Origin of the sequence: Thiothrix winogradskyi (genome assembly GCF_021650935.1) — a bacterium.
GTDB lineage: Bacteria > Pseudomonadota > Gammaproteobacteria > Thiotrichales > Thiotrichaceae > Thiothrix > Thiothrix winogradskyi.
Map to the genome: position 1 here is coordinate 1,410,504 of NZ_CP091244.1, position 12,154 is coordinate 1,422,657.

The 12,154-nt window shown below is 52.6% G+C and carries 10 protein-coding genes; 4 read left to right on the forward strand and 6 right to left on the reverse strand.

The window, feature by feature from the left end; translation table 11 throughout:
* Positions 1–137: 137 nt before the first annotated feature.
* On the reverse strand, positions 138–5,657 hold the full coding sequence (locus tag L2Y54_RS07075) for a cadherin domain-containing protein (RefSeq protein ID WP_236501127.1): 5,520 nt from the start codon (positions 5,655–5,657) through the stop codon (positions 138–140).
* 260 nt (positions 5,658–5,917) lie between these two features.
* Here L2Y54_RS07075 and L2Y54_RS07080 point away from each other — a divergent pair, with 260 nt between their 5' ends.
* Positions 5,918–6,454, forward strand: coding sequence for a protein disulfide oxidoreductase (locus L2Y54_RS07080; RefSeq protein ID WP_236501128.1), 537 nt, complete (start codon positions 5,918–5,920; stop codon positions 6,452–6,454).
* A 4-nt stretch (positions 6,455–6,458) separates the two neighbouring features.
* Here L2Y54_RS07080 and L2Y54_RS07085 read toward each other — a convergent pair whose 3' ends face one another.
* The 3 genes from L2Y54_RS07085 to L2Y54_RS07095 all read right to left on the reverse strand — a co-directional run bounded on the left by L2Y54_RS07085 (position 6,459) and on the right by L2Y54_RS07095 (position 8,775).
* On the reverse strand, positions 6,459–7,154 hold the full coding sequence (locus L2Y54_RS07085) for a sulfite exporter TauE/SafE family protein (protein ID WP_236501129.1): 696 nt from the start codon (positions 7,152–7,154) through the stop codon (positions 6,459–6,461).
* Positions 7,154–7,477: a heat shock protein HspQ gene (gene hspQ, locus L2Y54_RS07090; protein WP_236501130.1), complete on the reverse strand. Its 324-nt coding sequence runs from the start codon at positions 7,475–7,477 to the stop codon at positions 7,154–7,156. The genes L2Y54_RS07085 and hspQ overlap by 1 nt, the downstream gene beginning before the upstream one ends.
* Before the next feature lie 65 nt (positions 7,478–7,542).
* The gene (locus L2Y54_RS07095; protein ID WP_349768783.1) at positions 7,543–8,775 is read right to left on the reverse strand and encodes a multifunctional CCA addition/repair protein; all 1,233 of its coding nucleotides are present in this window, start codon (positions 8,773–8,775) and stop codon (positions 7,543–7,545) included.
* 202 nt (positions 8,776–8,977) lie between these two features.
* Between L2Y54_RS07095 and L2Y54_RS07100 the strand changes: the two genes are divergently transcribed.
* The gene (locus L2Y54_RS07100) at positions 8,978–10,249 is read left to right on the forward strand and encodes an NAD(P)/FAD-dependent oxidoreductase (protein WP_236501132.1); all 1,272 of its coding nucleotides are present in this window, start codon (positions 8,978–8,980) and stop codon (positions 10,247–10,249) included.
* 163 nt (positions 10,250–10,412) lie between these two features.
* Positions 10,413–11,243, forward strand: a complete 831-nt coding sequence (gene nadC / locus L2Y54_RS07105; RefSeq protein WP_236501134.1) for a carboxylating nicotinate-nucleotide diphosphorylase — start codon at positions 10,413–10,415, stop codon at positions 11,241–11,243.
* 52 nt (positions 11,244–11,295) lie between these two features.
* Here the strand turns inward: nadC and L2Y54_RS07110 are convergent, their stop codons facing one another.
* A complete protein-coding gene (locus tag L2Y54_RS07110) occupies positions 11,296–11,616 on the reverse strand; it encodes a type II toxin-antitoxin system RelE/ParE family toxin (RefSeq protein ID WP_236501135.1) in 321 nt (106 codons plus the stop codon).
* Positions 11,610–11,861, reverse strand: a complete 252-nt coding sequence (locus tag L2Y54_RS07115) for a ribbon-helix-helix domain-containing protein (protein WP_236501136.1) — start codon at positions 11,859–11,861, stop codon at positions 11,610–11,612. Before L2Y54_RS07115 ends, L2Y54_RS07110 begins: the two co-directional genes overlap by 7 nt.
* 173 nt (positions 11,862–12,034) lie before the next feature.
* Between L2Y54_RS07115 and lptM the strand changes: the two genes are divergently transcribed.
* Positions 12,035–12,151, forward strand: coding sequence for an LPS translocon maturation chaperone LptM (lptM, locus tag L2Y54_RS07120; RefSeq protein ID WP_236501137.1), 117 nt, complete (start codon positions 12,035–12,037; stop codon positions 12,149–12,151).
* The last annotated feature ends 3 nt before the right edge of the window (positions 12,152–12,154 follow it).

Here is a 12,154-nt window from a genome sequence, read left to right on the forward strand (position 1 = left end):
AATGGAAAGAGAGGGGCGGGGATGCCGCCCTCGCTCTGCATCCCCGCCCTGAAGGACGAGGTTTTACGCGAAAGAAGGATAAAAAAGCGGCTCGAACCTTGCGATCCGAGCCGTCTGTTCCCAACATCAACCAGTGGTTACTTGGGCATAGCACCCAGCATCATGTAGTTAGCAGCAAACAGACCATTACCCGGATGCAGCAACACATTCCCCAATAATAAGTTAATGTCATTGCTGGGGCCGGAGTAGAGGCTAATGCCATCCAAGTTCAGATCGGTGACATAGTAGCCTTTCAAGCGGAAGTTGCTGTTGGTCAGCAAATTGGTCGGGTGCATTAACACCGTACCCAGCACCACGTTGGTGTCGTTGCCGGGGCCGTTGGCAATCACGCTATCGCTATTGTTGGCTTCACCTGCCCACATGAGCGCCGCATCTTTACCTAGCAAGCGGGCATGGCTACCCATCACGGTTTGCGATGGCAGCGTGAAATCCACCGCCGTCAATGTGGGTGACAGCAACATTGCATCCTGCGTGGTCACGCCCAGATGGTTGCGATGGCGCAGGCTCACGTAATACTGACCTTCCACCACATTCGGAATCAGCAACTTCGCCTCGTTGGTTTGTGGGTTAGCCACGTCACCGTCACGTTGCAGGACTGCCGCTGTTCTGGCAACCACGGTTTTGGGGGATGCCTTGCTACGCAATTCCACCACGACCCAATCCACCAGGGCGTTGTCATCGTTGAGTGTTAGCAATGACGGGGCTAGGGCTTCCGTGCCAGCATAGCCTAATGACGTGACCGCATTGGTGTAAGGCTGTACGGCTGGAATCAAGCCTTGCTTGCGCAAATCATCGCGCATCAATCCATCTGCCGTGTTGTAAGCACCTTGTAAAAAGCCGCGCACATGCAAGACCACGGTGGGGATTTCGTTCGCGTCTAAGTAGCTTGGAATGCCATCCGCGTCTGCGTCATACGCATCGGCTGGATTGCCATCCTTGTTCTTATCGGCTTTTTCGTCGACTGTCAGCTTGCTGTCACCGTCGTCATCGCTGTCGAGGTAGTTAGGTTTGCTGTCCTTGTCGGTATCCAGCGCATCTGCCGGATTGCCGTCACCGTTCGGGTCTGGTTGCTCGAATTTGGTTAGAATACCGTCGCCGTCATCGTCATTGTCTAGCCAGTTGAATTTGCCGTCCCCGTCGGTATCGGTCGCATCGGTTGGATTGCCATTACCGTCTTTGTCTGCCATTTCATACTGGGTTAATACGCCGTCACCGTCATCGTCGTTGTCTAGCCAATCTGCAATGCCGTCTTTATCGGTATCGCGTTGATCAGCCGGATTGCCGTCTTTGTTCGGGTCTGCCTGTTCGTACTCGGTCAGCAAGCCGTCGTTATCGTCATCATCATCCAGATAATCCAGTTTGCCATCCTTGTCGGAATCACGCTTGCCTGCCGGGTCTTCGTACTTTGTCAGCACGCCGTCACCATCGTCTTCGTTGTCGAGGTAATCCGGCAGCAGGTCGCCGTCGGTGTTACGCGCATCATCCGGGTTCAGATCACCGTTCGGGTTAGGCATTTCATCTTTAGTGAGTACACCATCGTTGTCATCGTCAGTGTCGAAGGCATCCGCTGTGCCATCACCGTCGCTATCCAACGGATTAGCCGGATCTGCACCTACTTCAGCTAGATCACCAACGCCATCACCATCGGTGTCAGGATTTAACGGATCAGTTTTGGATTTCAGTACTTCATCGCCATCGCTTAGCCCGTCAGCGTCGGTGTCGGTTTTCAGTGGGTCAGTTTTCAGGGTGTTAACTTCTTCACCGTCATTTAAGCCATCGCCATCGGTATCCGCTTTCCAGCGGTCAGTACCCAGTTCAGCTTCCTTGGAATCCATCAGGTCATCGCTGTCATTATCCTCATCCACGTCAACCACGTTGATGATGATGGTTTGTTCGCTACAGCCGCCTTCCATGTCGCACGCCTTCACGGTTAGGGTGTAAGCGTTATCCTTGTTCTTGTCGATGGGTTTCTCATAATCCGGCACAAGTTTGAACTTGATGTCACCCGTTTTCGCATCAATGGTGAAACGCGCATCATCATCTGAGCCGACAATGCTGTAACCGATGGTAGAAGTGGCTTCACTGTTTTTATCGTCCGTGGTTTCCACGTTCAGCACCACCGCCGTGCTGTTTTCATCGAAAGCTGCTGCCGTTGCTGAGGTGAATACGGGCGGCGTATTGGGTACGCGCCAGTTCACTTCTGCGCCGGTTTTCGGGTAAGCCGCCAGCATATCAGTGATGCCTGCGTTGGCAGGGCCGAAGTTGGTGTCATCGGTGTCGATGGTGTCATCCAAGCCGTCTTTATCCGCATCCACGCCAGACAGCACGGGAACATCAGATTCGGTATTGTCATCGCCGCCGGTATTTTCGGAATCAAGGTCAAGGTAGTCCGGCTTGCCATCGCTTTCGGTATCCACTGGCACAAGACCCGCGCCGTAGGCATCATCCACACCGTTCTTATCGGCATCTACACCGGATGGGGCTTTGAATGCAGCGGTGGCTTGCGCTTCGATATTGTCGGGTATGCCGTCGCCGTCAGAGTCCAAATCCCACTGGTTTTGGATGCTGTCCCCGTCGGTGTCGGCTGTGCCTTCCACGCTGTTGAGGATGCCATCGCCGTCTACGTCGAGGTCGTTTTTGTCGCCTACACCGTCATGGTCGGTATCTTTCAGCACGGTAATGGTCAGCAGTTTCTTGGTGATCGCGCCTTCGCCGTCAGTCGTAGCCACTTCCACCAGATAGGTGTTGTTGCCGTCTTTGTCGGTGGGGGCAGCAAAGCTGGGAGGGGCTTTGAAGGTTAGCACGCCGGTTGCCGGGTCAATGGTAAACAGTGCCATGTCATCCCCGCCGGTCATGCTGTAGACCAGCTTGTCACCTTCGGTGTCGGTGTCGTCAGTTGCCGCAAGGTCAGCGGCTGGGGTGGTGGTTTTTTCCACGTAATCCAGCGCGGCTGGGGTTGGAATGACTGGCGCAGCATTGACTGCCCGCCAGTTTACCTGTGTGCCAACTTTCGGATAAGTCCCCAATACGTCGGTAATGCCCGCATTGGCAGAGCCAAAACTGGCATCGTCAGCGTCAATCGCGTCATCCAGACCGTCTTTGTCTGCATCCGCGTTAGCCAAGGTGAGTTTGGCTTCAGTGGTATCGTTTGCGCCGCTGTTGTCGGAATCGGTATCTAGGTAATCCGGTGTGTCTGTGCCGTCAGTATTCACAGGGGTTAAACCAGCACCGTAGGCCGTATCCACACCCGATGCACTCACTGTGCCGGAAGGTGGTTTGTAACCAGCGGTCGTTTGCGCTTCGATATTGTCAGGAATGCCGTCGCCGTCGGAATCGAGATCGAAATCGTTGGCAATGCCATCACCGTCGGCATCACTCGTACCTTCTGTCGCATTGGGAATGCCGTCACCGTCCACGTCGTTGTCTTTCGAGTTGCCAACGCCGTCGCCGTCGGTGTCGACTTCGGTGACTGTTATCGCTAAGGTTTGCTTGTCAATCTCGCCAGTCGCATCGGTAACGGTGACGATGACATCATACACATTGTTCGCGCCAGCATCTTGGGGAGTACCCCAACTCGGTGCGGCTTTGAAGGAAATGATCCCGGTGTTTGGGTCAATATTAAATAATGCAGCGTCTGCACCGCTGAGTGACCATGTTAGACCAGCACCTTCGGTTTCACCGTCAGTATCGGTCGCCGCATAATCGACGCCGGTGTTGGTCTTGCCTTCGGGAACGCTAACGGTATAGGTGTCGTTGCCGCTGCCGGTGGAAATGACTGGTGCATGGTTGCCGAGTATCCGCCAGTTAACTTCAGAGCCATTCTTTGGGTAAGCATTTAAAACATCGGTTATGCCAGCGTTGTTAGGGCCATAAATATTATCGTCGGAGTCAACACTATCATCTAAGCCGTCATTATCCGAATCGCTTCCCGTTAGCGTAATCCCCGCTTCAATGGTGTCGCTTGTGCCTGCGCCATCAGAATCTTGGTCGATGTAATCGGGAATGCTGTCACCGTCAGTATCCACAGGTGTTAAGCCCGTGCCATAAGCAGTGTCCAAGCCTGAGTCGCTGATTGTGCCAGACGGTGCAATATAGCCAGCGGTGGTTTGGGCTTCGATATTGTCGGGAATGCCATCGTTGTCACTGTCCAGATCCAGCTCGTCAACGCGCCCGTCGCCGTCCGAATCACCGTTTGTGCCAGGTAGGGCATTGGCTTTTTCTACAGAGTTGAGGATGCCATCGCCATCGGCATCACAGTCTTGTGGGTCGCGGATAGCATCAAGGTCGAAGTCACCTAATCCCATGTTCCCCGGCAACATATAGGATTCGTAGGTTTTACCACCAAAAACGGTGATGCCGATTTCGACATTACTGCTGATGGTGTACATCGCACCCGCAGTCACTACAATTTTTGTCCACGACAAGTCGGAGTTGGGAACAGCTATCCAAGTGGGGGCAGTTGCCGGTGCGGCACCGTTGATTTTCAGATCCCCCGTATTGGCTGTCGGTGAGACGATCAATAGGGTGTTGGCAAAGTTCGGTTGAGCTTTGAAAATGTGGCGACTGAGCCAAATTTCCCGCGAAGGTACAATACCCATCGCTGGGTCAACCTCGGCTGTGCCACTGAATTGTGAGCCAACAGCGTATTGGGCAACTTGGATTTTCTTTCCATTGGTCGTAAAGCGGTGCACCGTATCATTATTCGTAGGATTGCCTGTCCAAATCCCACCTGCACCCAAAGTCGCCACTAATGTGCCATCTTGATAGACTTCTGTGCCTGCTTCCGCAGCTACTACCCGCAACATTTGCCCGTAAGGAATCGGGGGAACAACGTATTCCACCCCCCAATCTTTGACGGATAGCATTTGTTCCACTAGGGTGTCGCACGACGGGTTGCCAACCGGAACATTCGAGCAGGCAGAACCCCCAAAAACGGACACGGGTTTGTCGGAAACAACGTGTGAGCCTGTAATATCGTTAGCACCGTTTTCAAAGGAATAAACTTGGCCTTCATTCAAGGTAATGTTGGCTGGTACACCACCCGGCTTGGTGACGGTAACGCTGGTATTGTCTTGCGAGGCAACGATGACACCCCGTGAGGGTACTGTGGCATCAAAACCGTTATAACCGATCACATAATATTCATTACCGAGTGCGTTGGTTGGGTATCCCAAAAAACCGTCGGTTGTATAGGTTTGTTCGTTGATGATGTAGGCTGATACATCGTTGTTGCCGGTGATTTTTAAACCGTTGTTGAGAATGACGCCATCGCCACTGACCTGAAAGCTGTTTGGTAGGTCTGTTTCAAAGAAGCCTGAAGCGGGAATTGTGTAGTCCAATGACCAACTGCCATCTTTGCTGCTTAGCGTACCGGTTGTCCCTTCTTTGCCCACTAAGTTGAGGTGAATAGCGCCGCCATTGTTGTAGTTACCCAGTACGCCTAGCCAGAATTGCCGACCCCCTGAGCCACCAGCTCCCTCGCAACTATTGGCGAGTACCGTAGGTGAAACAGCCAAAGCTAGTGTGGCTGACAGGATTAAGCTGGCTAAAGCTGATTTGCGATGCGTGGCAGCCTGCTGATGGAATGAACTCTTCATCTGAAAGTCCCTCAGTTATGTTATTTATTATTGATTTGATAGATTCAAGGGGGGTATCTGTTCGCACAACTCAACCCTGATGTTATTCCTATCATCTATAGGATTTACTTCAGTGGCAATCAAAACCAGATTAGCGGGTTAGCTATTGCTTTCTAAGCATTTTAGTCGGATTTCAATGTCGGAGTGCTGTGGGGTAACTGGAAGGCATTCAGTTACGCTATGCTACAATCCTCGCATTCAACCGACCAATATGGAAAGCAATGACAACGCACGTAGATAAGGATGACATGCCACCCAAAAAGCGCCGCTGGTTACGCTGGTTGCTGGAAGCACTGGTTATCCTCGCTATTATTTTCGGGGTTCGCACTTGGCAACAACATGGGATGCTGGAGGGCGAAGCGCCTGATTTTGAGCGTACTGCGCTAAGTGGTGCAGTTATCCACCTTGACGATTACCGTGGTCAGCCGGTGCTGCTGCATTTCTGGGCGAGTTGGTGTCCGATGTGCGAGTTGGAACAGGGCAGCATCAGCGGCATTGCTAAAGATTGGAAAGTGATCACGGTGGCGTTCCAGTCGGGCGGTGAAGAGGAAGTGCAGCGCTACATGGAGCGTAAAAACATTACCGAATGGGTCACGATTGTGGATGAAGATGGCTCATTGTCAGGTCAGTATGGCATCAAAGGTGTACCCACCAGTTACGTGCTGGATGAAGAGGGCGTGATCCGTTTCCGCGAAGTTGGGTTAACCTCAGGTTGGGGTTTGCGCTTGCGTTTGTGGATGGCGGACTGGTTGGTTTAAATCTCTACGAGATGGCTTGCCACAACAGGTATATCCCTAGCCCTATCACCAGCAAACCCGCTGCCCGTTTGACGGTTTGGTTGCGAGTAAACGTTGCCAGTTTCGCCGCTGCTGCGCCCATCAATAAGAGATTGGGCAATGTGCCTAGCCCAAACGCCAACATGAGTAATGCCCCGTTAGTCACACTGCCCGCCGATAACGTCCAAATCAGCACGCTGTACACCAAGCCACACGGCAGCCAGCCCCACACAAACCCCAGTGGTAACGCTTTCGCGGGGGAATTCACCGGCATGAAACGCCGTCCCAGCGGTTCGATGTGCCGCCATAAGGTGCGCCCCGCGTTTTCCACTTGCGCCACACCCGCCCAGATACCCGCCAGATACAAACCCAGCGCAATGGTAAACAGTGCCGCGAACACTTGCAGGCCGAGCCGGAAACTGTCTAGCCCGCCAAATGACAGAAATGCTGCCCCTATTCCGCCCGCCAATGCCCCCGCGAGCGTATATCCCCCAATCCGCCCCGTGTTATACGCCAGCAGAATGGGGAATAGGGTAGCAGGATGATTGCGTTGTGCGGCGGGTAAACTGAACGTGAGGGCGCTAACAATGCCGCCACACATGCCAAGGCAATGCACCCCGCCCAACAACCCGACCAGAAACGCCGCTAAGTAACTGGAATGGTTTAACCAATCCCATTCCATCAGTTAAGCGTCTGCCGTGCCTGATAATGGTCGCCGACAAAGCCGGTGAAGAAGTTTTCCAGTAAAGGGTGTTCGACAGGCTCGACCGTTTCCTCGGCTTCCAGATTGCGTTCGGCAACGTAAGCCACGCGCCCATCTTGGTCAATCAAGACGTGATACCAGGGCTCTTCTTTGGTCGGGCTACCGGCTTCCACGTTTTTCTGGAACCATTCTTCGGTGCCTTTGAAGTCGGGGTCAACGTCGAAAATCACGCCACGATAGTTAAACAGGCGGTGATGAATCACCTGACCAATGCCGAATGAAGCGGTTCTTTCTTCCATCATGACAATTCCTCACTATTTTTCATAATCATACTCTATTTCCAATATGCGGCTACTGCGAGCGAATATCAAGATTCCTTGCGGATTTGCTTAATAACCGCGATGCGCCGCCGGTGCAATTCCTCCTTAATCTGCACCCCTTGGAAACCGGCTTGGATCACCGTTTGCACCTCCACTTGCTGACACGCCCATAACGCTTCCCGAAAGTACGTGGCTTGCGGGTAAGGGCGATTCTCAAAACCCGTGCGCCCTTTGGAATCCGCTTCACACGCCAGCAATAATTGCTCGAAACGTTCAGGCTTGCGGAATGCATCGGTGACTTCCAGCACGTTCAACACGGTTTTGGCTTGCAATTCCAGTGCCTTATGGATTCGACCGTGCTGTTCGGCAACGTGTTCCGCCAATTCGCGAAACCGGTTGGGAATTTTTAAGCGTTCGCACAACTGTGTCGTCAATTCGCGGCTCAGGCGTTCATGCCCATGATGGCTGGGCAGTATGTCTGCCGGTGTCAGCCCCTTGCCCAAATCGTGGGTGAGGGCGGCAAAGCGTACTTCCGGTGCAGCGCTCAGTTGTGCTGCTTGTTGTAACACCAGCAGGGTGTGGATGCCGCAATCAATTTCCGGGTGGTATTGCGCGGGTTGCGGCACACCAAACAGGCGCTCCACTTCGGGGAATAATACGGCTAACGCACCACAGCCGCGCAATACCTCGAAAAAGCGGGCGGGTTCGGGTTCGGCTAATGCTCGCACGGTTTCTTGCCAGACACGTTCCGGCACTAAAGCATCCACTTCGCCCGCAGCCACCATGTCTTGCATCAGGCGTTGGGTTTCGCTGGCAACATGAAAACCTAGGGGCGCAAAACGTGCAGCAAAGCGTGCTACCCGCAAAATCCGTACCGGATCTTCGCTAAAGGCGGCTGAAACGTGGCGTAATAAACCTTGCTGCAAATCCGCTTGCCCACCGTAAGGGTCAATGAGCTTGCCGCTGGCATCTTGCGCCATTGCATTGATGGTCAGGTCACGCCGCGCCAAATCTTGCTCCAAGGTAACATCGGTGGCTGCATGGAACTGGAAGCCGTGATAACCCTTTGCCGTTTTGCGTTCGGTACGGGCAAGCGCGTATTCCTCGCTGGTTTGCGGGTGCAAAAAGACCGGAAAGTCGCTGCCCACGGGTTTAAAACCCTGCTGCAACATGTCCGCAGGCGTTACCCCCGTCACTACCCAGTCGCGGTCTTTGATGGGTAAACCCAATAGTTGGTCGCGTACCGCGCCGCCGACCAGATACCGTGTGATTTCATTCATTGGCGAATTATGGCGTTTGATGAGGGCTGAAGTATATCTTTTTTATAGTATATTAGCATAAGCTAATTTATTGATAAGTAAGGGCAAGATTGACCTAGCACACGTTTTGTGGTGTTATTCAAGTTGCTTTGGGAAATGCTGGCAAGTACTAAACTTAATAATTAAATTAATCCCCATATTCACTAGTTAGGAGTTCGCGTTAATGGCTCATATCGTAATTCTCGGCGCCGGTACCGGTGGAATGCCCGCCGCCTATGAAATGAAAGAAATGCTCGGTAAAGGGCATGACGTTACGGTCGTCAATGACCGTGATTATTTTCAGTTTGTACCATCCAACCCGTGGGTTGCCGTCGGCTGGCGTACCCGTTCAGACATTACTTTCCCCATTGAAAAGTATCTTGCCAAGAAAGACATTAAATTCATTTGCAGCCGTTGCGAAAAGATTGACGCCGAAGGCAGCACCTTGCATTTGGATAACGGGCAAACCGTGAAGTATGATTATCTGGTGATCGCGACCGGTCCCAAGTTGTTTTTCCAGGAAGTCGAAGGTGCAGGTCCGCACGGCGGTCACACGCATTCGGTCTGTGACGTGACTCATGCGGAAGGCGCGTATGCCGATTACCAAAAGTTGTTGGCAAAAGGTTCCGGTCATATCGTTGTGGGCGCAATGCCGTTTGCAAGCTGCTTTGGCCCGGCGTATGAGTTTGCTTTCATTGTGGATGCGGATTTACGTAAGCGCGGCGTGCGTCACAAATACAAAATGACTTACGTTTCCTCTGAGCCGTACATTGGTCATTTGGGCTTGGGTGGCGTGGGCGACTCCAAAGGGATGCTCGAATCCGAATTGCGCAACCATCACATGCAGTGGATTATCAATGCCAAAACCACCAAGGTCGAGGCAGGCAAAATGTACGTGACTGAGATGACGCCCAAAGGCGAAGTCGAAAAAGAACACGTACTCGACTTTGACATGGCGATGATGTTGCCAGCGTTTAAGGGTGTGGATGCGGTGGCAGCCGTGGAAGGTCTGTGCAACCCGCGTGGTTTCGTGATTGTGGATGAATTGCACCGCAGCCCGAAATACAAAAATATTTACTCTGCTGGTGTTTGTATCGCCATTCCACCGGTAGAAGCTACGCCTGTCCCCACAGGTGCACCGAAGACCGGTTATATGATTGAATCCATGGTCACATCTCTGGTACATAACATTGCAGACGAGTTGAACGGCAAAGAGCCGCACACCACGGGTACTTGGAATGCCATTTGTTTGGCAGATATGGGTGACACCGGTGCTGCTTTCGTCGCACTGCCACAGATTCCACCGCGTAACGTGGCGTGGTTTAAGAAAGGTAAGTGGGTTCACATGGCGAAGATCGCGTTCGAGAAATATTTCATCCGCAAGATGAAGAAAGGCAGTTCCGAACCGTTCTACGAAAAGTCCATTTTGAAGATGATGGGTATTACCCGCATCTAATCGGATCTGACTGAGGAGTCAGGGGCACTTGATGGGAGGCACTGCGCCTCCCATTTTTATTTTTAGGACCCTCACCCCAACCCCTCTCCCTGAGGGAGAGGGGCTAAGAGGGATGTTATCTTGTTCCCCCTCTACCTTTGGGAGAGGGGGTTAGGGGGTGAGGGTGAAATTACCAAACGATATTTCAGCAACAGTGGCGCGGGCGTTAGCCGAGGACATTGGCACGGGCGATGTCACTGCCGGACTGATTCCGGCGGATAAGCAAGCCAGTGCGACGGTGATTTCCCGCGAAGACGCGGTGTTGTGTGGCGTGGCGTGGTTTGATGAAGTGTTTCGCCAGCTTGATCCCACGGTGCAGATTGACTGGCAGTTTCGGGATGGCGAGCGGGTGGCTGCTAATGCGCTGTTGTGTACGCTGCGGGGCAGTGCGCGTTCCATTTTGAGTGGCGAACGGGCGGCGTTGAATTTCCTGCAAACCTTGTCGGCGACGGCGACGGCGACGCGGCGGTATGTGGATTTGGTGGCGCATACGGCTTGCCGGATTTTGGATACGCGCAAAACCTTGCCCGGTTTACGTACCGCGCAGAAGTACGCGGTGTTGTGTGGCGGCGGCACGAATCACCGCATAGGTTTGTATGATCGGGTGTTGATTAAGGAAAACCACATTATGGCGGCGGGGTCGATCACGGCAGCGATTCAGCAAGCGCGGGCGTTACATCCCGGTATTTTGGTGGAGGTGGAAACCGAGAATTTGCAGGAGTTGGCGGAAGCGACGGCTGCACACGCTGACATTATTATGCTCGACGAATACAGCCTTGCGGATATGCGCGAAGCGGTGCGGGTGACGGCGGGGAAGATTCCGTTGGAAGCCTCCGGTGGGGTTAGCCCGGAAACCTTGGTGGCGATTGCCGAAACGGGGGTGGATTTCGTGTCGATTGGTGGGATTACCAAGCATGTGCGGGCGGTGGATTTGTCGATGCGGTTTCAGGGGTAGGAGAGGAGGAGGGCGCACACGTAGGTGCGCCCCTACAGTTGTTGCGGTATCGTTATCCGTCATTTTCTGAAAACAGCGTTTCCAGATCACGCTGTCCGTTTAATACCCTTACTATCTCTAGTGCGTCATCAGCGTTCAGGTAGAAAATCAGGTAAGACGAATATTTTTTCAATGAAAACAGGCGAATACCTTCAAGTGCAGGCAGACGATACTGGCGTTTGACACCTATAAGTGGATTGTCTGAAAGCAATGTAAACGTTTGACGTAACTCCGCCAAAAATTTGGTGGCAGCTTGAGGATTTGTTTCCAGTAAATAGGTGATTATTTCATCAATGTCGATTTCTGCCTGTGGGCGTATCACCAAATTCAGCATGGTTGCTGTTCACCGTTGGCTTTGCTCTCAAGGCGTTGCCAGAAAGCTTCGTCGACAGGCTTGGTTGCGCCTGATTGCAACCCCTTCAATAGTGCTGCTTCCAATTGTTCCTCCAGATAACGCAGTTTGTCAGCACGGATCAGGGAGCGGATGTAATCGCTGGGATTACTGAAATCAGATCGGGAAGCGCGTTCTTGCACGAAGAGTCTGAGACTATCCGGTAAGGAGATATTCATGGTTGCCATACGGTTGTCCTAAACAAGTCTATTTTCTGGGATTCTCTAATGATTGGCAAAGATTGTCAATTTTGTTGGTTGGCATGGGGGGCATTCAATGGTGCATTTTTTATTCTCCCTTTGCCATCCCCCGCTGCCAGCCGTTATCCTGCGTTTAATTCACAGCAAACAGGATTGTAACCATGATGCAAAAATACCTAGGATTCGCTATCGTACTGGCTTTGCTGGCAGGCTGTGGCAACAAAGGCCCGTTAACCTTGCCGGATAAGGCGCAACCAAAACAGGAACAGGCTAAATAAATC